Source organism: Staphylococcus sp. MB377, from assembly GCF_001922505.1.
GTDB classification, from domain to species: Bacteria; Bacillota; Bacilli; order Staphylococcales; family Staphylococcaceae; genus Staphylococcus; species Staphylococcus haemolyticus.
Map to the genome: position 1 here is coordinate 135,404 of NZ_MAON01000022.1, position 23,125 is coordinate 158,528.

Annotated in this window: 19 protein-coding genes and 1 pseudogene; 12 read left to right on the forward strand and 8 right to left on the reverse strand. The window is 32.1% G+C overall.

What is annotated here, in order from left to right; genetic code table 11:
• The first annotated feature begins 122 nt into the window (after window positions 1-122).
• The 8 genes from BB045_RS05820 (at window position 123) to BB045_RS05855 (ending at window position 10,169) form a co-directional block, all read left to right on the forward strand.
• On the forward strand, window positions 123-3,806 hold the full coding sequence (locus BB045_RS05820; protein WP_075140589.1) for a nitrate reductase subunit alpha: 3,684 nt from the start codon (window positions 123-125) through the stop codon (window positions 3,804-3,806).
• Window positions 3,796-5,349 (forward strand): nitrate reductase subunit beta, encoded by a 1,554-nt coding sequence (gene narH / locus BB045_RS05825; protein ID WP_070442565.1) that lies wholly within the window; start codon window positions 3,796-3,798, stop codon window positions 5,347-5,349. The genes BB045_RS05820 and narH overlap by 11 nt, the downstream gene beginning before the upstream one ends.
• The gene (gene narJ, locus BB045_RS05830) at window positions 5,342-5,917 is read left to right on the forward strand and encodes a nitrate reductase molybdenum cofactor assembly chaperone (RefSeq protein WP_053025040.1); all 576 of its coding nucleotides are present in this window, start codon (window positions 5,342-5,344) and stop codon (window positions 5,915-5,917) included. Before narH ends, narJ begins: the two co-directional genes overlap by 8 nt.
• On the forward strand, window positions 5,910-6,593 hold the full coding sequence (gene narI / locus BB045_RS05835) for a respiratory nitrate reductase subunit gamma (protein WP_011274982.1): 684 nt from the start codon (window positions 5,910-5,912) through the stop codon (window positions 6,591-6,593). Before narJ ends, narI begins: the two co-directional genes overlap by 8 nt.
• Window positions 6,594-6,613: 20 nt before the next feature.
• The gene (gene nreA / locus BB045_RS05840; protein WP_053025039.1) at window positions 6,614-7,063 is read left to right on the forward strand and encodes a nitrate respiration regulation accessory nitrate sensor NreA; all 450 of its coding nucleotides are present in this window, start codon (window positions 6,614-6,616) and stop codon (window positions 7,061-7,063) included.
• Between the two features lie 9 nt (window positions 7,064-7,072).
• Window positions 7,073-8,107 (forward strand): nitrate respiration regulation sensor histidine kinase NreB, encoded by a 1,035-nt coding sequence (nreB, locus tag BB045_RS05845; RefSeq protein WP_037535780.1) that lies wholly within the window; start codon window positions 7,073-7,075, stop codon window positions 8,105-8,107.
• Window positions 8,108-8,128: 21 nt separating this feature from the next.
• Window positions 8,129-8,782 carry a nitrate respiration regulation response regulator NreC gene (gene nreC, locus BB045_RS05850; protein ID WP_011274985.1) on the forward strand — a complete coding sequence of 218 codons (654 nt, stop codon included), beginning with the start codon at window positions 8,129-8,131 and terminating at the stop codon, window positions 8,780-8,782.
• Window positions 8,783-9,011: 229 nt separating this feature from the next.
• Entirely contained in the window at window positions 9,012-10,169 is a 1,158-nt protein-coding gene (locus BB045_RS05855) for a nitrate/nitrite transporter (protein ID WP_075140590.1), read from the forward strand.
• A gap of 79 nt (window positions 10,170-10,248) precedes the next feature.
• Here the strand turns inward: BB045_RS05855 and BB045_RS05860 are convergent, their stop codons facing one another.
• Both BB045_RS05860 and BB045_RS05865 read right to left on the reverse strand, forming a co-directional pair.
• Window positions 10,249-10,665, reverse strand: a complete 417-nt coding sequence (locus BB045_RS05860; RefSeq protein ID WP_011274987.1) for an Hsp20/alpha crystallin family protein — start codon at window positions 10,663-10,665, stop codon at window positions 10,249-10,251.
• A gap of 220 nt (window positions 10,666-10,885) precedes the next feature.
• A complete protein-coding gene (locus BB045_RS05865) occupies window positions 10,886-11,329 on the reverse strand; it encodes a MarR family winged helix-turn-helix transcriptional regulator (RefSeq protein ID WP_037550047.1) in 444 nt (147 codons plus the stop codon).
• Window positions 11,330-11,609: 280 nt separating this feature from the next.
• On the opposite strand from BB045_RS05865, the gene BB045_RS05870 reads away from it, so the two are divergent.
• Window positions 11,610-11,969 carry a DUF3139 domain-containing protein gene (locus tag BB045_RS05870; protein ID WP_070442556.1) on the forward strand — a complete coding sequence of 120 codons (360 nt, stop codon included), beginning with the start codon at window positions 11,610-11,612 and terminating at the stop codon, window positions 11,967-11,969.
• 207 nt (window positions 11,970-12,176) lie between these two features.
• On the forward strand, window positions 12,177-13,454 hold the full coding sequence (locus tag BB045_RS05875) for a cation:dicarboxylate symporter family transporter (protein WP_053022232.1): 1,278 nt from the start codon (window positions 12,177-12,179) through the stop codon (window positions 13,452-13,454).
• Window positions 13,455-13,602: 148 nt separating this feature from the next.
• Here the strand turns inward: BB045_RS05875 and BB045_RS05880 are convergent, their stop codons facing one another.
• The 4 genes from BB045_RS05880 to BB045_RS05895 all read right to left on the reverse strand — a co-directional run bounded on the left by BB045_RS05880 (window position 13,603) and on the right by BB045_RS05895 (window position 18,125).
• Complete coding sequence (locus tag BB045_RS05880; RefSeq protein ID WP_053025034.1) at window positions 13,603-13,953, reverse strand: DUF4889 domain-containing protein; 351 nt, start codon at window positions 13,951-13,953, stop codon at window positions 13,603-13,605.
• Between the two features lie 203 nt (window positions 13,954-14,156).
• Window positions 14,157-14,579, reverse strand: coding sequence for a pyridoxamine 5'-phosphate oxidase family protein (locus BB045_RS05885; RefSeq protein WP_037535786.1), 423 nt, complete (start codon window positions 14,577-14,579; stop codon window positions 14,157-14,159).
• Between the two features lie 65 nt (window positions 14,580-14,644).
• Complete coding sequence (gene rsp / locus BB045_RS05890; RefSeq protein WP_070839539.1) at window positions 14,645-16,750, reverse strand: AraC family transcriptional regulator Rsp; 2,106 nt, start codon at window positions 16,748-16,750, stop codon at window positions 14,645-14,647.
• A 1,000-nt stretch (window positions 16,751-17,750) separates the two neighbouring features.
• Window positions 17,751-18,125: a YbgA family protein gene (locus tag BB045_RS05895; protein ID WP_037550035.1), complete on the reverse strand. Its 375-nt coding sequence runs from the start codon at window positions 18,123-18,125 to the stop codon at window positions 17,751-17,753.
• A gap of 180 nt (window positions 18,126-18,305) precedes the next feature.
• Between BB045_RS05895 and BB045_RS05900 the strand changes: the two genes are divergently transcribed.
• On the forward strand, window positions 18,306-19,748 hold the full coding sequence (locus tag BB045_RS05900; protein WP_053021456.1) for a sucrose-specific PTS transporter subunit IIBC: 1,443 nt from the start codon (window positions 18,306-18,308) through the stop codon (window positions 19,746-19,748).
• Window positions 19,749-20,168: 420 nt separating this feature from the next.
• Here the strand turns inward: BB045_RS05900 and BB045_RS05905 are convergent, their stop codons facing one another.
• Entirely contained in the window at window positions 20,169-21,110 is a 942-nt protein-coding gene (locus BB045_RS05905) for a magnesium transporter CorA family protein (protein WP_053021454.1), read from the reverse strand.
• Between the two features lie 31 nt (window positions 21,111-21,141).
• A complete protein-coding gene (locus BB045_RS05910) occupies window positions 21,142-21,756 on the reverse strand; it encodes a TetR/AcrR family transcriptional regulator (RefSeq protein ID WP_070442547.1) in 615 nt (204 codons plus the stop codon).
• 556 nt (window positions 21,757-22,312) lie between these two features.
• On the opposite strand from BB045_RS05910, the pseudogene BB045_RS12000 reads away from it, so the two are divergent.
• Window positions 22,313-22,942: pseudogene (locus BB045_RS12000) on the forward strand (MATE family efflux transporter); the annotation flags it as partial.
• Window positions 22,943-23,125 lie beyond the last annotated feature (183 nt).

The window sequence follows — 23,125 nt, forward strand, 5'->3', positions numbered from 1 at the left end:
GCGAATTAGGACATTCCCTAATACCTAATGAATGTGAAAAATTGTACAATCATTATAAATTCAAAAGTAAAACGGCAAATCGGAATAAGTTAATACCTTTAACGGTAGGAGGATTCATATAGATGGGAAAATTTGGATTAAACTTTTTCAAACCAACTGAGACATTTAATGGTAATTGGTCAGTTCTTGAGAGCAAAAGTAGAGAATGGGAAAAAATGTACCGTGAAAGATGGAGTCACGATAAGGTAGTTAGAACAACACATGGTGTTAACTGTACAGGGTCATGTTCATGGAAAGTATTTGTTAAAAACGGCGTAATCACTTGGGAAAATCAACAAATCGATTATCCAAGTTGTGGGCCTGATATGCCAGAATTTGAACCTCGTGGATGTCCGCGTGGTGCGTCATTCTCTTGGTATGAATATAGTCCGCTTCGTGTGAAATATCCATACATTAGAGGGAAATTATTAGATTTATGGAATACAGCGTTAGAAGAAAATAATGGAAATCGTATTGCAGCGTGGGCATCTATTGTTGAAGACGAAGAGAAAGCAAAAGCGTATAAACAAGCACGTGGTAAAGGTGGACATGTTCGAGCTAACTGGAAAGATGTAACAGATATTATTGCTGCACAAATTCTTTATACAATTAAAAAGGATGGTCCAGATAGAATCGCAGGATTTACACCAATTCCTGCCATGTCAATGATAAGTTATGCTGCAGGGGCAAGATTTATCAACTTACTCGGTGGAGAAATGTTAAGTTTTTATGATTGGTATGCTGATTTACCGCCTGCGTCACCACAAATTTGGGGTGAACAAACTGACGTACCTGAATCAAGTGATTGGTACAATGCTTCATATATTATTATGTGGGGTTCAAACGTACCACTTACACGTACACCTGATGCTCACTTTATGACTGAAGTGAGATATAAAGGAACTAAAGTTGTTTCAGTAGCACCTGACTATGCAGAAAATGTTAAATTCGCGGATAACTGGTTAGCGCCTAATCCAGGTACTGATGCAGCGGTAGCACAAGCAATGACACATGTTATTTTACAGGAATACTATCAAGATAATCCTAGTGAAATGTTCATTAACTATTCAAAACAATATTCAGATATGCCTTTCGTGATTATGTTAGACGAAGATGACAATGGCTATAAAGCAGGACGATTCTTACGTGCAAGTGATTTAGGTATGGAAAGTGAAAATAGCGAATGGAAACCAGTCATTCACGATATGAATAGTCTTCAGTTTGTAGTACCTAATGGCACAATGGGTCAACGCTGGGAAGAAGGCAAGAAGTGGAACTTAAAATTAGAAAATGAAGATGGTTCTAAGATTGATCCAGCGATGTCAATGGCAGACGACACTTACGAACTAAAAACAATTCAATTCCCTTACTTTGATAGTCAAGGTGACGGTATTTTTGAAAGACCAATAGCAGCTAGAAAAGTAACATTAGCTGATGGAAAAGAAGTGTATGTAGCGACAGTATATGACTTAATGACAAGTCAATATGGCATTAAACGATTTAATCATGAATTAGAAGCAACTTCATACAATGATGCTGAATCAAAATATACACCTGCATGGCAACAACGAGTAACTGGTATTAAACCAGAATTAGTAACACAAGTAGCTAGAGAATTTGCGCAAAATGCCATCGATACAAAAGGACGCTCAATGATAATCATGGGTGCTGGTATTAACCACTGGTTCAATTCAGATACGATTTATCGAGCGATTTTAAATCTTGTTCTTTTATGTGGCTGTCAAGGTGTTAACGGTGGTGGATGGGCTCACTATGTTGGACAAGAAAAATGTAGACCAATAGAAGGTTGGAATACGGTAGCCTTTGCCAAAGACTGGCAAGGACCACCACGTCTGCAAAATGGTACAAGTTGGTTCTATTTTGCGACTGATCAATGGAAATATGAGGAATCTAATGTTGATAAATTAAAATCTCCATTAGCTAATAATATTAAACATCAACACCCAGCTGACTATAACGTCACAGCTGCTAGATTAGGTTGGTTGCCGTCATACCCTCAATTCAATAAGAATAGTTTGTTATTCGGAGAAGAGGCAAAAGATGCCGGCGATGACTCTAATGAAGCGATATTAAATAGAGCAATCGAATCAGTTAAAAATAGAGAAACTCAATTTGCGATAGAAGATCCTGATTTAAGAAAGAACCACCCGAAAACATTATTCGTATGGCGTTCAAATTTAATTTCAAGTTCTGCCAAAGGACAAGAGTACTTTATGAAACATTTATTAGGTACACGTTCAGGACTAATGGCTGAACCTAACGAAGAAGACAAACCAGAAGAAATTCAATGGCGTGAAGATACAGAAGGTAAATTAGACTTATTAGTGTCACTAGATTTCAGAATGACTGCGACACCATTGTACTCAGATATCGTATTACCAGCTGCAACATGGTATGAAAAACACGATCTGTCATCAACAGATATGCATCCATTCATTCATCCATTTAATCCAGCGATCGATCCGTTATGGGAATCACGTTCAGACTGGGATATTTATAAAACATTAAGTAAAGCTGTTTCAGAAATGGCGAAAGATTACTTGCCAGGAACATTTAAAGATGTTGTAACGACACCACTTGGCCATGATTCTAAACAGGAATTAGGTTCAGAATACGGTATTGTTAAAGATTGGTCTAAAGGAGAAGTTGAAGCCATTCCAGGTAAAACAATGCCAAACTTCGCAGTTGTAGATAGAGATTACACTAAAATTTACGATAAATATGTGACTTTAGGTCCATTACTTGAAAAAGGAAAAGTTGGTGCACATGGCGTAAGCTTCAGCGTGAAAGATGAATATGAAGAACTTAAAAGTATGATAGGTACTTGGAACGATGAGAACCCTGAATCAGTCAGAAATAATCGTCCACGTATCGATACTGCTAGAAAAGTAGCAGATGCAATCTTAAATGTATCATCAGCTACTAACGGCAAATTATCACAAAAATCATACGAAGATTTAGAAAATCAAACAGGTATGGAATTAAAAGACATTTCAAAAGAACGTGCATCTGAAAAGATTTCATTTTTAAACATTACTTCACAACCACGCGAAGTGATACCGACAGCTGTGTTCCCTGGTTCAAACAAAAATAGACGTAGATATTCTCCATTCACAACTAATGTAGAACGACTCGTACCATTTAGAACATTAACAGGTAGACAAAGTTATTACATCGATCACGAAGTATTCCAACAATTCGGCGAAAGTTTACCAGTATACAAACCAACATTACCACCAATGGTATTTGGTACTAGAGATAAACAAGTTAAAGGTGGACAAGATGCATTAGTATTACGTTATTTAACACCTCATGGTAAATGGAATATACACTCAACATATCAAGATAATGAACGTATGTTGACATTATTTAGAGGTGGTCCAGTCGTTTGGTTATCTAATGAGGATGCTGATGAGCATGGCATCAATGACAACGATTGGTTAGAAGTTTATAACAGAAATGGTGTTGTAACTGCAAGAGCAGTCACATCACACCGTATGCCAAGAGGAACAATGTTTATGTATCATGCACAAGATAAACACATTGAAACACCAGGATCAGAAATTACAGATACTCGTGGCGGTTCACATAATGCACCAACAAGAATTCATTTGAAACCTACCCAACTTGTAGGTGGTTACGCACAAATTAGTTATCACTTTAACTATTATGGACCAATAGGAAATCAACGAGACGTATATGTAGCAGTGAGAAAGATGAAGGAGGTAAATTGGCTTGAAGATTAAAGCGCAAATTGCAATGGTGTTAAATTTAGATAAATGCATAGGTTGCCACACTTGCAGCGTAACATGTAAGAACACTTGGACTAACCGTCCAGGTGCAGAATACATGTGGTTCAACAACGTAGAAACTAAACCAGGTGTAGGATATCCTAAACGATGGGAAGACCAAGAACATTATAAAGGTGGATGGGTCTTAAATAAAAAAGGAAAATTAGAACTTAAATCTGGTAGTCGTTGGACAAAAATGGCGTTAGGTAAAATCTTTTACAACCCAGATATGCCTCTTATTAAAGATTATTATGAACCATGGACATACAATTACGAACATTTAACTACTGCTAAAGAAGGTAAGCATTCTCCTGTTGCTAAAGCGCACTCACTTATCTCAGGTGAGAAACTTAATCTTGAGTGGGGGCCTAACTGGGAAGATGACTTAGCCGGTGCACATATTACTGGTCCAGAAGATCCAAATATTCAAAAAATTGAAGAAGACATTAAATTCCAATTTGATGAAACATTTATGATGTATTTACCTCGTCTATGTGAACATTGTTTAAATCCTAGTTGTGTAGCTTCATGTCCATCTGGTGCAATGTATAAACGTGATGAAGATGGTATTGTTTTAGTTGACCAAGATGCATGTCGTGGTTGGCGCTACTGTATGACTGGTTGCCCTTATAAAAAAGTTTACTTCAACTGGAAAACAAACAAAGCTGAGAAATGTACATTCTGTTTCCCAAGAATTGAAGCTGGATTACCAACTGTTTGTTCTGAAACATGTACAGGTAGAATGAGATATTTAGGTGTATTATTATATGATGCCGATAGAGTTCATGAAGCAGCTTCAGCTGAAAATGAAAAAGATTTATATGAAAAGCAATTAGATATTTTCTTAAATCCATTTGATGAAGAAGTGATTGAACAAGCTGAAAAAGATGGCATTAGCTATGAATGGATTGAAGCAGCTCAAAATTCACCAGTGTATAAACTGGCAATTGAATATAAATTAGCATTTCCTTTACATCCAGAATTTAGAACAATGCCTATGGTTTGGTACTGCCCACCATTAAGTCCTATCATGAGTTATTTTGAAGGTAAAAATGCAGGACAAAACCCAGATATGATTTTCCCAGCTATTGAAGAAATGCGTTTACCAATAGAATACTTAGCTAATTTATTTACTGCCGGTGATGTTCAACCTGTTAAGGAATCTTTACAAAAAATGGCTATGATGAGAAGTTACATGCGCTCACAAGTTACAGGTAAAGAGTTTGATACTTCTAAATTAGAAAGACTTGGATTATCAGAAATTCAAACTAAAGATATGTATCGTTTATTAGGGTTAGCAAAATATGAAGATCGCTTTGTTGTACCAACATCTCATAAAGAAACATATTTAGATACGTATCATGCGCAAGGTAGCCAAGGGTATGGTGGCGAATACTTTGGAGACAATTGTGAAGGCTGTGGTGTTCCAGTAGGTTCAGAAAAAACAGGACAAGAAATTTATAATGAGAATTTCTATGGAGGGATTTTCCGTGATTAATTTACAACAATTTCATAATTATCAAGAAAGTTTTGGTTATATCGCTCAGCAGCTTAATTTTCCGGAGAAATTAACGTTTCATCCAAAAACATTTGAAGAAACGATTGAGCCCTCTCATCCTGGTTATGATGATTTAGTAAAATACAGAGAGATTATGCATCAATTCACATTGTCAGAAATTAAAGCAATATATACAGATACCTTTGATTTTAATAAGAAATCACCGCTTTATATGACTTACAACAAATTTGACACTCAAAAAGAAAGAGGCCAAATGTTGGCTAAACTTAAAGTGTTATATGAAATGTTTGGGTTGAAAATGGTAGATAACGAGTTATCAGATTATCTACCATTGATGCTCCAATTCTTACACGTAGCATCATGGCAAAATGATTCACGAGCAGAAGGTAATATTGAACTAGTTATTATGATTATTGAAGACGGTACGTATGAAATGGCAAATCATTTAGCTCAAGATAACAATCCTTATGCTTATGTGATACGTGCTTTAAGAAATACATTAAAAGCTTGTCTAGAAATTCCAAATGAGGTGACATCTCATGCTTAATCAATTTTTATGGATTATATTTCCATATTTGTGTGTAGCCATTTTCATTGTTGGACACATCGCTCGTTATAAATATGATCAATTCTCATGGACTGCTAAATCGAGTGAATTTTTAGAGAAAAAACAATTAAAATGGGGTAGCTTATTATTCCATTTGGGCATCATCCCGGTGTTTTTTGGTCACGTCGTAGGTCTCGCTATACCAGCTAAATGGATTGATGGATTAGGTGTAAGCGAAGAAATGTATCATTTTGGTGCTGTATACATCGGTAGTATCTTTGGTATAATGACGTTTATTGGTATGTTACTATTAACAGCACGACGAATTACTATTAAAAATGTTAGAAAGCTAAGTTCAGCTTCTGATATATTTGTAAATTTCTTATTAATATTAATTATTTTCATGGGTTGTTATTCAACATTAGTTACGAATGCGATGGTAAGTGATTTTGATTATCGTCAAACGATATCTATATGGTTTAGACACTTATTTACATTTTCACCAGATGCGAGTCTGATGACGAGTGTTCCTTTATCTTTTAAAATTCACATCTTACTTGGGTTTACAATTTTAGCTTGTTGGCCATTCACTCGCTTAGTGCATGTTTGGAGTGTACCGCTATCGTATACTAATCGTAGATATATTGTTTATCGTAAACATAAAACACGTTCATGAGTATGAGAGGAGATTCAAATGTGATTACGAATCCAGTATTTGAAAAACAGGATTTCCAACAACAATTGAATAATCTAAGGGTCAGTGAAGGGTATGATTTTGCAGGGGTTGCACTTTATGAGCATCATATGACTTCAGCACCGATTAAATGGCATTATGTCTCAGGTAACTTGAATGATCGCTATAAAATGATTATCTTGCGTAAAGGGCGAGGTCTAGCCGGTATGGTTATGAAGACTGGAAAACGCATGATCATTGCCGACGTAGTAGCAAGTTTATCACCAGAAGATAAGATTAAATATCCAATCTTAATTGCCGAAAATCTAACTGCAATGGTAGCTATCCCATTGTGTTACAAAAATCAGGTGTATGGTGTATTACTCTTAGGTCAGAGAGATGGCAAGCCTCTTCCTGATTATGAAACTTTGGATATTAGTGGCAAGCTTTGGACATTTTCAGAAGAAATGTAGGTGTTTAAAATGTTGGATGTTGATAATCTTGATTTAGAGAACTTACTAAAAAAATATTACGAAAAGACGAATGAAAAAATCGTATTTGTAAATAATGATGGTAAGGTTATCGCGATGAATGACGCAGCACAAGAGATAATTTCAAAGGATAATAATTATAGTGCGATGACCAATGCGATATGTAATCGCTGTGAAGGTTACTCTAACGAATTTGCATTACAAAGTTGCATTAACTGTTATCTTGATACGACAAAGCCTAATGATATGAACTTCCAAGTATTCATGAAGACGGTAGATAATAAAATTCAACCATTTACTGCTTCGTATCAATGTATTGATGATGAGGCACAAATCTACGCTTTTACATTACAAGATATATCTCCACAAATAGAGCGACAAGAAAAGATGTATCAACGTCAGATGTTACGTAAAACTATTGCTGCACAAGAAAATGAAAGAAAACGTATATCTAGAGAATTACATGACAGTGTTGTTCAAGAGATGTTAAATGTAGATGTTGAATTGAGATTATTGAAATATCAACAAGATATGGCTCAACTCATAGAAAAATCTGAACACATCGAAATGTTAATGTCTAATTTAATTAATGATATTCGCAATCTATCAGTAGAATTAAGACCTTCATCACTTGATGATTTAGGATTAGAAGCGGCTTTTAAATCCTATTTCAAACAATTAGAGCATAATTATGGATTAAACGTTGTCTATCAATCTAATATTCAAAATATACGTTTCGATAGTGAAATTGAAACGGTTGTTTATCGCGTTGTTCAAGAAGCGATATTTAATGCATTAAAGTATGCAGGTGTTTATGAAGTGGAAGTGACGATTCAACAAACGGAAGCAGGCCTTATCGCTGAAATTATTGATCGAGGTAAAGGCTTTGATCCTAATTTAAAACCGCAAGGCACGGGATTAGGACTATATGGTATGAATGAAAGGGCAGAACTTGTTAAAGGTACAGTGAATATTGAAACACATATTGGTAAAGGTACAATTATTACATTGGATGTGCCAGTCTAAAATATGTTAGGGGAATATAAAGTGAAAATTGTAATTGCAGACGATCATGCAGTCGTTAGAACAGGATTTTCAATGATATTAAACTTTCAAGAGGATATGGAAGTGGTTGCAACTGCTGCTGATGGGGGAGAAGCTTATCAAAAGGTGATGGAGCATAAGCCAGACGTCTTAATTATGGATTTAAGTATGCCACCTGGTGAATCAGGCTTAATTGCAACTAGTAAAATATCAGAAAGTTTTCCAGAAACTAAAATATTAATACTTACGATGTATGATGATGAAGAATATCTATTCCACGTTCTTCGTAATGGTGCTAAAGGATATATATTAAAGAATGCACCTGATGAACAATTATTACTAGCCGTGCGAACAGTTTATAAAGGCGAAACATATGTAGATATGAAATTAACAACGTCATTAGTGAATGAATTTGTAAATCATAAACATTCTGATGATGTATCTACTAACGATCCATTTAAGATATTGTCTAAGCGTGAACTAGAAATACTACCTTTAATTGCAAAGGGGTATGGTAATAAAGATATTGCTGAAAAGTTATTCGTGTCGGTCAAAACGGTCGAAGCGCATAAAACACATATAATGACTAAACTCGATTTAAAATCTAAACCTGAGTTAGTTGAATATGCATTAAAAAAGAAATTATTAGATTTTTAAATGATGAAAATGATACTGAGACAATTCAGCAATGTCTCAGTTTTTTTGTGCATTTAACAATGAAAATATAGGGGGATTCCCAGGCAGTATAAGGGAATATCCTTATGTTCATTTTTTCACAATTACACTAAAATTTAATTGTAATCAGTAATGTGATTGTATTATAAATTTTTGACCTCTTTTATATAACAATTACTGATATAGAAAATTAAATGATGAAGGTGAAAAAATGTATAAGACAAAAGGTGGCTTTCAACTTACATTACAAACGTTAAGTCTTGTAGTAGGTTTCATGGCATGGAGTATTATTTCTCCGTTAATGCCATATATCTCTCAAGATATTAAAGTTAATCCTGGGCAGTTGTCAATTATACTGGCAATTCCAGTAATATTAGGTTCGATTTTACGTGTACCATTCGGTTATTTAACGAATGTTATTGGTGCGAAATGGGTATTCTTTTGTAGTTTTGTCGTTTTATTATTTCCTATCTTCTTTTTAGGACAAGCACAAAAGCCAGGAATGCTAATGTTATCAGGATTCTTTTTAGGTGTTGGAGGTGCGATATTCTCTGTAGGTGTTACATCGATACCTAAATATTTTTCAAAAGATAAAGTAGGGCTTGCGAATGGAATTTATGGTATGGGTAACATTGGTACGGCAGTATCATCATTCTTAGCACCACCAATTGCAGGTATTATAGGTTGGCAAACAACAGTAAGAAGTTACTTAATTATTATTGCTATTTTTGCAATTTTAATGTTTATTTTTGGCGATAAAAATGAACCGAAAGTGAAAGTTCCTTTAGCATCTCAGTTTAAAAAATTATCATCGAATTATAAGCTATATTACTTAAGTCTTTGGTATTTTATTACGTTTGGTGCATTTGTAGCATTTGGATTATTCTTACCTAACTACTTAGTAAATAACTTTGGAATTGATAAAGTCGATGCAGGTATTCGTTCAGGTGTATTCATTGCTTTAGCAACTTTCTTAAGACCAATTGGCGGTATACTTGGAGACAAATTTAATGCTGTGAAAGTACTAATGATCGATTTTATTATTATGATTATAGGTGCTGTTATTTTAGGAATTTCAAGTCATATTGCTTTATTTACTATCGGTTGTTTAACTATCAGTATCTGTGCTGGTTTAGGTAATGGTTTAATATTTAAACTTGTACCATCTTACTTCGCAAAAGAATCTGGTGCAGCTAATGGTATTGTTTCTATGATGGGTGGTTTAGGAGGATTCTTCCCACCTTTAGTAATTACTTATGTAACAGGATTAACAGGTTCAAGTCATTTAGCATTTATTCTTTTAGCAATATTTGGTACCTTAGCATTTATTACTATGGGACACTTATATAAAAAAGAATATGCAAAATAATTTTATACATTAAAAAAGAGCAATACAAAGCTAAAGAAAGTTTTGTATTGCTCTTTAACATTTTATTTTGTATATCTATTTATTCTACTGTAATTGTTGTTGATTGATCTTGTGCACTAACTTCTTTAGGTAAAATAACAACTAGAATCCCGTCTTCGTAGCTTGCTTTAATTTGTGACTTATCAATATCGTTAAATTCAAAATGTCTAACTAATTCACCACTTGCACGTTCACTTAATTGAACGCTACCTGTTTGTTCAGATACATGCTTTTGAACTTTAATTGTTAATGCCGCATGTTCAAATTTAAGTTCAATTTCAGACTTATTGACACCAGGTAGTTCAGCTTCTAATACGTATTGATTAGTTTGATTATAAATATTTGTCGGGAAACTTTTTGATGAAAATTGATTAAAAACTTGTTCACCTAAATCACGAAATACATCTTTTGGATTATTCTTGAAAATGGATTGTTCAAAAAACTCTCTATTATTCATACTAATGTCTCTCCTTTATTTAAGCGTGCATACCAAAATTGTAAAATGATACTTTTCAAGTACATTATAGTAATAGAGAGGATTAACGTAAAGCGAAAGGAATTATAAAAGAATAAGGCGCAGATAAAGTGCGGAATAGTAAATCCATGGCAAAAGTCTCAATATGTATAAAGCCTAGTAATTGTGAAATAAAGTATTTCGCTTTTGCCAGGATTAAATATTAGTGAGTAGTATAATCGAAGTTATTTGAAATAACATGTTTTAAGCTGTTAACAAGATTATCTTTTTCGTCTTGTGAAATATCAAAGTCCTCAAAAACTTGGTCAGAGATAGCTTCCAATGTAGGTTTAATATTAATACCGCTTTCAGTCAGTGTGATTTGAAGGTTTCTTTCATCTTCTTTTTCACGCATACGTTGTACGTAGCCTTTTTTCTCTAATTTCTTTAAGAGAGGTGTTAGTGTTCCAGAATCTAAAAATACGCGACGACCAAGTGATTTAATATTTATCTTTTCTTCATTTTCGATGGCCATGATGACCATAAAGCTTGTATATGTTAAATCATGCTTTTTTAAATAGTAAGTATATTTTTTTATGACTTCTTTAGAAGTAACATATAATAAAAAACATAATTGATTACTTAAATAACTATCTTTAATATACATACAATTCCCCCCTTAACTTATTTAAAGATATTATGAACTAAAAGTAATGTCAATGCTGTTGCCATAGTATTTCATGGACTTTTATAGGGTTTTGAACTATATTTGAAAGTACGTCTACATGTTTAATGTAAGTGTCGATTTATTTTGAATTAGAGATAAATTGTTAGGACATTTTGTTACAGAAATACTGAAATACTTTAAAATTTTCTAACTATCATTCATAATAATTTAGATAGTAACTAGAGATGATGAGACTAGGTTGTGTACAAAGGAGTTCAAAATGAGTAAAAAACAAAAATGGATTAGAGTTTGTATTATTTTGGCGATTTCATTAGTAGTGGCAATTGCTTTCTTTTTTGCTATGAAAACGTATCAAGGTCATAGAAATATTAAAATGGTAGATAGTTATATAGAGCAAAAACATTTAAGTGATGATATTAAATCTGAAAAAACACAATATAGTGCAAAAAAAGGGGTTTATTACAAAGAAGTCGTTTTTAAAGATGAACCTCATATGACGTATGTCATTCAACCTATAGGAACACGCAAAGGTATCTTTGCTGAAGGCTTTGATACTGAAACTAAAAAAAGTATTAAAGATGCAAAACATAATTATTTTAACCAAAATTTCAAACCTTAATTTCGCATTAAATGAGGATTAATATTTTACAAGTCATGAAAAATAAGGAGAATAGAATTCGTAATGATTTCTGTTCTCCTTTTTATAGTATTTTTAATTATTTTAGCTTGATTGAATAGTATATATATAGTTAGCTTTAAAAATATTATATCTCATTTCATAATTATCTGATATAATTAAACGATGTCAGATGAAGGGGGTTTCAACATGGCTCTGTTCAAGAGGAAAATTAGTTTACCGATGCAGGTTATCATCGCATTGGTGCTAGGTGTAGTTGTAGGTTTATTATTATTTGGACAAGATAACGTAGCAAATTATATAAAACCGTTCGGTGATGTTTTCTTAAATTTAATTAAAATGATCATCATACCAATTGTATTCTGTGCATTAGCATTATCTATATCTAACTTAGGGGACTCAAAGAAGATAGGTAGCTATGGATGGAAAGCAATTCTTTACTTTGAAATTATAACAACAATCGCCATTGGTTTAGGACTAATCATTGGTAACTTATTCAAACCAGGTGCTGGTTTAGATCCAGATAAATTACCAAAAGGCGATATTTCTAAATATCAATCATCTGCATCCGCAGCAGAACAATCTACATATGGCAATCACTTTATTGATACCATTGTAAATATTGTACCAACAAACATATTTGAAGCATTAACTAAAGGCGAATTATTACCAATCATCTTCTTCGCAGTATTCTTCGGTTTAGGATTGGCTGCAATAGGAGAAAAAGCAGATCCTGTGAAAGGCTTTTTAAATGGAACGCTTGAAGCAGTATTCTGGATGATTAATAAAATTTTAAAATTAGCACCAATAGGTGTATTTGCATTTATTTGTACAACAGTAATGACTTTTGGAGCATCTGCTTTAATTCCATTATTAAAATTAGTATTAGTAGTAGTGTTCGCGATGGTGTTCTTCATTATCGTTGTTCTAGGAATTGTAGCAAGAATCTGTGGTATTAGTATCTTCTCAATCATTAAAATTTTGAAAGATGAGTTATTACTAGCATTCTCTACTTCAAGTTCAGAAGCAGTATTACCAGTAATGATGAATAAAATGGAAAAATTCGGAGCGCCAAGAGATGTCACATCCTTTGTTATTCCAATAGGTTACTCATTCAACCTTGATGGATCAGCGCTATACCAATCAATTGCAGCATTATTTGTTGCACAAATGTATGGCATTCATTTATCTATATCGGAACAAATTATCTTAATGGTGACATTAATGGTTGCCTCTAAAGGTATGGCTGGAGTACCAGGCGTTTCAATCGTAGTATTATTAACAACATTAGGAGCTATGGGCTTACCAGCACAAGGACTTGCGTTAATTATCGGTGTAGACCGTTTATTAGATATGGTTCGTACATGTGTTAACGTAATAGGTAATGCACTATCAGCTGTTGTTATCTCTAAATGGGAAAAGGTTTATGACAAAGAACAAGGTAAAAAATACTTAGAATCAATTTAAAAAAGAAATCTGACATTTTTAGTATCGAGCGCATAGGCTCGATACTTTTTTATTGCTTAAAATTATAAAGATTAGTGTATAAATACTTTATGATATTTAAAAAACTGCCAACGAAGATTTCTCTTCATTGACAGTGATTTATTGTAATTTACATACCTTTCATATCATGCATTTCATGAATTTTCATCATTAAACCATGTGGTACGTCATCGTGATCTACTTTAGATACTCTTGAAAATTTATCTGATCCTTTTTCTTTGACTAAAAAAACGAAGTCGCCTTTCTTAACATTAGCATTGCTAGAAGGCAATTCAACATTTTTTTCAATTTTTTCAGTCTGTTCATTTACCATCTTATCAATTGTATGGTCGTTTTTCATATAGCCATAATACGTTTCTTTTTGACCACCTGTCATCATCATGACAACAAGAACGATGCATACAATTAACATGATAGCAATAAGTGCAATACCGATGCCTAAACCCTTTTTATTCTTCATTTTATAGACTCCTTTAAAAAGTTCTATCTCTTTTATACATAAAATACTATTAAATTGCAATAAAATAATAATCTGTATTAAATTGAATTATAATTTAATGACATAAACTACATCAAAGGTGTTAACCAATTAATCAAAAAAAGAGAGTTCAGAACTTGATTAACTCAGTCCTAAACCCTTTATTATAAACAGTTATTTAAATTCTATACAGTAATCGTTACAGGTGTATCGATGTCATCATCATTCATTAACTTGATGGTTTTAGGTACGACTTTGAGCACACATAGATTTGGATCTTCTTTTGAATTAAAGAATGTTTTATCTTGCGTTTCCCATAGCCAGTCAATTACTTTTTGATCTTCAACAATTTCTATATTTGCTTCAATTTCAACAAAGCTATTATTTGTTGTTTCATTGTAACCTAATAAAATATATGCATGAGGATTATTTTTAATTTCTTCAACTTTAGTGCTCTCATTACTTGTCTTCGTATATAAAGTTAATTCATCATTATAAAATACCATATAACGACTATTTGGTTGATTATTATATGCTGTTGATAAGACGCCGACTTTTGAAGTATCTAAGACTTTTTCAATTGATTGAATCACTTGTTGTTTATCCAAAGTTATCATCTCCTTACACTAATTTTAGCCTAAATAATGTTTTTTAAACTTACATCAAAGGTATACTAAGAAGGTTTAATACAAATATATTTCACTTCATCATGTTTTAGCGTTATTTGAAATGCGGCATAATCATTTTCTTGAATCAATAGTTCAGTCTTTGGATGATTACATCTATCTAATTGTTGAATGATATCTTTTTCAATGTAAACATCACGCTTATATTGTGGAATTAAATGTTGTATTGAGCCATGTTCATTATTTAATGTATTTACAATAAATAGGGTGTTTTCTTTAAAGTCATTTTCAAAGATATAGTGTTGTTGGCTATCAGATAAATAACGGTCATTGATTTTATTGAAAAGTATCACATGATAATTCCCATCTTTATAACACATTAAATAATTATTTGATATTTGAAATGACTCATTACTAAATGTAGAAACAAATCGATATAAATGCATGATAGGTAATAAACTACCATGATTATTAAAGAGTGAGATATACATTGGATCTGTTTCTATTAATTTATAGCACACGCCACCACCGTGTCTCATTAACTGATATAGATGACATACGAGATCTGACAATTGAAGTGATTGTGTACCATTATTAGTGTATTTGAAACATTTTAATGATAGGTTGCTATAAATAAACTGAGTTGAAGGTATATTAGATCCCTCTATAAAACGCAAATAATTTTCAAAGTGCGTCGATGAGTGAGTAAAGCCACGTTGTATATCAATAAGCACATTCTTGGTATCAATATTTTCAATATCAACAAAGTAAAAATCAAAGTTCATACGATGCATAATATCATATGTTTCTTGTAATGAACCCAGTTGTTTTAACAAACCATCAACCATTAAACTAAATTTGATAGCACGGTTTTTATTCTTGAGTTTAAGGTGTGCAAGGTGGATATCATGAATGGACATTGTTTCAGTATCAAATACAAGCATAAATTTCACTAATTTTTTATTCCATTTATAATCTCTATTATTTTGTAAGAATATCATGATTAGTTGGTATATCATTTTAAATTCTTGATTATTTTTAATAGTGACAGCTAATCTAATATTTTTTTCAAATAATTTCTCAAAGCAACGATTTAATAAATTTAAATTTGTGTGACGACCTACCATGTCACTCACATCATTAATTAAAATTGCTGGTCTAGGTAAATAGGATAAATCAATATCAAAATAATCATTAAACACAAATTGAAATAATTCATTTATGTTTTGAAAATCTATAAAAGCCGTTGAAAATTGCGTCTGATCTTTAGGATCGTAATTAGCAATATGAATTTGTGTGGTTTCCGTGGTCAAATGATTCGTAAACTCAAATTGTGAAATTAAATTTAAAAAAGATTGACTAACTGAACTTCTTATTAAAATAGAGGGCAGAGGTTCTAATTGATTTAGCATCGTACGAAATTGCTTAGGGCTCGCTTCCAAATGTTTTTTAAATTGATTAGTAAAATTGGTGTGACTACTAAAACCTGATAATTCGGAAATCGTTGTTATAGAGTGATTCGTTGTCATTAGTAATTGTACAGAGTGATTAACTTTTAGACTGGTATAATAATCTTTAAAATTTACATTTAATATGCGAGCAAACAAATTAGAACAATATGATTCTGAAATAAGTGCATGTTGTGCAATATCTAACAAAGATAGATTAGATGTAATGTTATTGTTAATAAACATGACAATATTAGACAGTAACTGATTATCAATAGACATAGTCGGTACATATAATGTTGTGTTTCTAACTACGGCTTCTTTATATAACGTTCTTATAATTTTAGATACTGTTTCACTATCTTGTTCTTCATTATTTGCAAAGTTAGAAAGACATTGCAAAATTTGAGATTTAATAAAATGATTCGACTGCAATAAATAACGGTCAAAGAAACAATTAAAGAAATCATTATCTTCTATATAGAAGTAAGCTATTGGAATTTTTAACTCAATTAAATCTTTAGCATGATTGATATTAAATAAATCACCTTGATTGACTATAGTAATATGGTTTTGAATATCATTCTTTTCACCATTAATAGTAATCGTTAATTCATTTGTTAAAGAGAAATATATAATAATATAATTTATATTACGCGATGGGGCAGTTGTTAAATGTTCATGTAATAGAATAGAATTACTCATGTATGTTGTTCTCCTAGCTTTTATATTTATTGGCTAAATATTACTGTTCAATTGAATTGTGAATAATAAAAGCTATTATAAAATAAAAGTAAGAAAAAATTAATAACTAAAAATAAAAAAAATTTTGCGATTATTTTGTGAAAGCGATAAAAATTTTCTCAAAGAAGCAACTTAAATGAAAAATTGAAAATATAGTGTGACTGATTTGGAAAATTTTAATAGCGTGGTACAACTTAATTTGATGCATAATAAATATAGATTTCGAAACAGAATTGATTAAACATCATTTTCATTAATTTAATTGATGATTCGAAATCTTACATTCATTAGTTCTGTATCAACATCATGAAAAAGCAACATAAAATATTTCCACAATAAGAAAAGCTATAATTAAATCATTGAGTTCAAATTCTGCCAACATATTAAAGTTAATGATACAAGTATCAACAACATATTAAAATGATTAAATTCTATATCAATGTTTAGACAAGACAACAAGAATTTTCCATCTTACACAAGTAAAGTAAATTATTTTGTGCGTGATATAGAAATTCAACTCATCTTCATCATGAATTAAACAACTAGAGAGTGAGAATTAATAAATTAAATAATAGTCAGACACCACACCTAAGATTTGCCATTCAACTTAGAATAAGAATATGTATGCGTATTATTAACAGTGGTATTAGCAGTAGCAAGCTAATGTATATTACTAAGGAACCTAACTCCCCCAATTACTAAATCACTGATGTATAAGTAACAGTTTTAATATCTACCATCCTTTAATATACTGATTTTATTATAGGGGTAACATCAAGAATAATATTTTACAGAAAAACAGAATTAATTTTAAAAAAGTTGGGACAACGCATACGTTGTCTCAACTTTTTTTAAAATTTAGCGAATAACAGTAGCATTTTTATTATTATAAGTACTTAATTCAAACATAGTAGGTGCTACTTATTTCCGTGCCAATAAAATTTTCATACTTTAAGTATTCTCATTGGAAATTAAGCAGGGTACTTTTTTGAAGGTAATATACTTCATATTTGTCGGCTAAGTATTTTATAAAAATCAGCAATTCTTTACTTTGAACTTTATCTTGTTTGAAATCAGTTTTTAATTGAGCTGATTTGTTTTTTTCAATTTCATTAGCTTTGTGTTTAAAGTATCCCCACATATGATCGTATGCATTGATTATTGAACCATTGGATGGAGTCGTTTGGAATGCTTCATTGATAGCGAGTTGAACTTCATTTAAAGTTGGAGATTGCTTAAGTAATTCACGAATATAATTATAATGCTGTTGACTATGGTACAAGACATTATACTTTTCTTCTCTCCATAACTTTTCAATATAGCCACGTTCTTTCATCAAATACCGCCTCGCTCACTTATTTTATAAGTTTTAATATGTTTTTCCCAGAAACTTAGATTACAAATCTAAAATATGAATAATTGGTGAAGATAAAAAAGGTTATTGCGTTATTTTTTGGAACCGGTTACAATAAAATTAATGAATAGAACCGGTTCCATTCAATAGGAGGGAAATTTAATGAACTATAAAAAGTCGGCTGAAGAAATTCTTGAAGCTATAGGTGGGGAAGATAATTTAGATGCGATGGCCCATTGCGCCACAAGATTGAGACTCGTACTTAATGATGAAAGTAAAGTAGATGAGGACACTTTATCGAAGATGGATGTTGTTAAAGGTACATTTTCAACTGGCGGTCAATATCAAATCATTATTGGTTCAGGTACAGTCAATAAAGTATTTAATGAACTTGAAAAAATAACAGGGAAAGAGGCTTCTACAACAGCGGATGTTAAAGATAAATCTGCTCGAAACATGAATCCATTACAACGATTCGTTAAAATGCTATCAGATATATTTGTTCCTATTATTCCAGCCATTGTTGCTGGTGGGTTATTAATGGGAATTAATAATATTCTAACTGCACCAGATCTCTTTTATGATAATAAGTCTTTAATAGATGTTCATAGTCAGTTTGCTGGATTAGCAGATATGATTAACATCTTTGCAAATGCACCATTTACGTTATTACCAATATTAATTGGATTTAGTGCTGCGAAACGATTTGGAGGTAATCCATTCTTAGGTGCAGCTTTAGGAATGATTTTAGTACATCCATCATTAATGAGCGCATACGATTTTCCTAAGGCTGTAGAAGCGGGTAAAGCAATTCCACATTGGGACTTATTTGGTTTACATATTAATCAAGTGGGTTATCAAGGACAGGTGTTACCAATGTTGGTGGCAGCATATATTTTAGCAACTATTGAAAAGTGGTTACGTAAGGTTATACCAACTGTATTAGATAATTTATTAACACCATTATTATCTATTTTAGTTACGGCATTTCTAACATTTTTATTTGTAGGACCATTAACAAGACAGCTTGGTTATTGGTTATCAGACGGATTAACATGGTTATATGAATTTGGTGGTGCAATTGGTGGGTTTATCTTCGGTTTATTCTATGCGCCAATTGTTATAACAGGTATGCACCATAGCTTTATCGCTGTTGAAACAACATTAATCGCTGATCAAGCAAAAACGGGAGGTTCATTTATCTTCCCAATTGCAACAATGTCTAACGTAGCACAAGGTGGTGCAGCATTAGCAGCATTTATCATTATTAAAAATAACAAAAAATTAAAAGGTGTTGCATCTGCAGCTGGTGTATCAGCGCTATTAGGTATTACAGAACCAGCAATGTTTGGTGTAAATCTTAAATTAAGATATCCATTTATAGGTGCAATCATTGGATCGGCTATTGGATCAGCTTATATCTCATTCTTTAAAGTTAAAGCCATCGCTTTAGGTACAGCTGGCCTACCAGGCTTTATTTCTATTAATCCAGTACATGCTGGGTGGTTGCATTACTTTATTGGCATGCTCATTGCTTTTATTGTCTCTGTAGCTATTACTTTAGTCTTATCTCGACGCAAAGCTTATCAAGCAGCAGCTGAATAAACAAAAATAAGGGGTGGAACAGAAATAATATTTTCCAAAATTCATTTCGTTTTATCCCCAGCTTGCTTAGCTTGTAGAATTTCTTAATGAAATTCTCTTTGCTGGGGCCCCGAACCCCAACTTGCTTAGCTTGTAGAATTTCTTTAGGAAATTCTCTTTGCTGGGGCCCCGAACCCCAGTTTGCTTAGCTTGTAGAATTTCTTAATGAAATTCTCTTTGCTGGGGCCCCGAACCCCAACTTGCTTAGCTTGTAGAATTTCTTTAGGAAATTCTCTTTGTTGGGGGTCCCGCCCCTCGGCAAGGTTGACTAAAATAAAAAAGTTTGTTAAAAGTGCATTTTTAAATCAGTCAACGACTGCCAATATATATTTTTAGCCTGAGTCATTGATTATGCCCCAGGCTTTTTTGTATCTATTATAATTATAATTTTTGTTTTCTCCATAAGAAGATACTTACTATAGTCACGAGAATGAGTGAAATTCCTACGATGAAGAGCCATGATGAATAACTTTTCTCATCGAGTGGAAGCGGAACGTTCATACCGAAGAAACTAAACACAAGTGTTGGTAATGTGAGTAATACTGTAAATAATGTAAGTGTCTTCATAATATTATTCATTTCATTAGATAACAATGAGGAATACGAAGTCGTAATACTCTCTAAAATGCCAGTATATAATTCTGTCGTTTCAATCGCTTGGTTATTTTCAATCACTAAATCTTCTAATAAATCTTCATCTTCTTCAAAGCGTTTTATGGCAGGTAAACGGAATAATTTTTTAATAATTGTATCATTCCCTTTTAAAGCAGCTAGAAAGTATACCAAACTTTTTTCAACTTCCATTAATTTGTATAGTTGTTTATTGGTAATATTATTTTTTAGTTCACGTTCAATGCGGATTCGTGATTTATTTAAAAGTCTTAAATTTCTGTTGTAGTGGTTTGAAATAGTTAATAAAATATCTAGCGCAAAGCGACTATGAAAATTTAAATTAACATCATCTTGTCGTGCATAATTCTCTAAGAATTCATTTTCAGCATCACAGATTGTCAAAATAAGTCCTTTTCCGATAACAATTCCTAATGGGATTGTAACGAAAGATAAGACGCGACGGTGCGTAGAACTTACAATAGGTAAGTCGATAATGATAAGGGAATAGCCTGTATCGTCATCATATTCAATACGTGCGCTTTCATCAGCATCTAATGGATCTCGAATAAAATCCTCGGGCAAATTATATGTTTCAATTAATTGTTCAATTTCTTCTCTTTCAGGTTCTACAACATTAATCCATGATGCAGAGTGATCTAGAGTTGTTTCAACGATGTCATTGTTAGTTGAATGTTTATATGCAGTTAGCATGGTTAATGATTCCTTTCATATTCATTTAGTCTCAGTTGGATTGGGTACGTTCATAATGATTTTGAATCATAATACGTAATTGACCGTTATAAATAATATTAAAAATATACTTTGTTAAATCATTTACAGAAATACGACTATCGTCTTGTACCCAATATTTGATGATTGAAATAGTAGCACCTGAAACATAACTATGAAAATACATTTCAGGTATACCATCTATCTCATGGTCAATACTAATATATTTTTGCATATTTTCTTTCATTAAGGAATGAATTTTTTCTTCAAGTCTACTTTTACGTTCTAATTGAAGAATCGTATGGTAAAAGTCCATATTATCGGAGATATGTTGTAATACTTTGGTCAAAATATTATTAATAAAATCATCAGCTGTATTTTCTGGTGTACTAGTGTCGAGTTGATTAAATTGAGTTGATGGCCAAATTTGTGAAATGCATTCATCTTCCATATCAGTTAATAACATGTATTTATCTTCATAATGTAAATAAAATGTACCACGATTAATATCTGCTTGATTTGAAATATCTTGAACAGTGATTTTGTCGAGGTCTTTCTTTTTTAAAAGGTCTGTAAATGCACGTTTAATAGCTGATTTTGTCTTTCTTATTCTCCTGTCTTCCTTCATTAAATATCGACCTCCTAATAGTAAATAGACAAAAATTTACAATCTGTTCAATAATGTAAGGTATTTGAATAATTGATTATTGTTTATTTTTGACTATCTCATTATAATTTACAAGGTATTAAATATTCAACACATTGTTCAATAAATTTTAGGAGGTTAGATTTCATGAATATTTTTAAAAGCAAACTATTATGGCTTGCACCTATTGCAGCGATATTATTATTAGTTATATTCTCTTTGGCTTTTTATCCAGCGTTTAATCCAAAACCAAAAAAATACCAATAGCCGTTGTAAACAATGATAAAGGTGTAGACATTCAAGGTAATAAAGTAAATATCGGGAAAAAATTGAAGATAAATTAATGGATAGTGATTCTGATACTGTTAAGTGGGTTAAAGTTGATAAAGAATCAGATATTAAAAAAGGTCTTAAAGATGAAAAATACTATGGGGTAGCTATTTTTAACAAAGACTTTTCAAAAAATGCAATGAGTAAAACGCAAAAAGTAGTAATGGATAGTAAAAAAGCAGAAATGAAGGAAAAAGTTGAATCTGGTGAAATTCCAGCCTTCTTGATGGTAGTTCTAATGGGAGTAACTGGTTTAGTCGTTAATTTATTCTTAGCAACATATGGTAACTATGCGATAGCAAGTTACGGCATCTCATTTAGACTTGTTCAATTCCCAGAACTAATCATAATGGGACTTTCAGAAGGTGTTGTACCTCTAATTGCATATAATTTCGTATCTAATAAAACAAAAATGAAAGATACCATTAAAGTGGTCATCGTGTCTATTGCTGTTATATTTACAGTTTGCATGACTGTCGTTCTTGTAGCCGGACATTCAATTGTTCAATTATTTAGTACTGATCCTCAAATTGTTATTCTAGCTACATTTATTTTAAAAGTGACTATGACATCATTACTTCTAAATGGCATTGGATTTTTATTTACTGGCATGCTGCAAGCTACTGGACAGGGTCGTGGGGCTATAATAATGGCAATCGCACAAGGAATAGTTATTATTCCAGTTTTATTTGTCTTAAATAGCTTATTTGTCTTAAGTGGTGTCATTTGGTCATTATTAATAGCTGAAACAGTATGTGAATTTTTAGCTATGTTTATTGTGTATTCATTAAGAAATCGATTAACAGTTGATAAAGCAACTTTAATTGAAGCGGAATAACATAGGATAGTGGCTTTAGCCCGAAAAACTACTGGCTAAATGAATTGAAACCGTCAATAGTACTAACAATAAGTTATTTATAATCTATAATTTTATAAATTGGGTAAGCGAGGGGATGAAATGATATCGATTTCAGTCTCGCTTTTATTTTTGGATAAAAAGTGGCAAATTAGAATAATTATT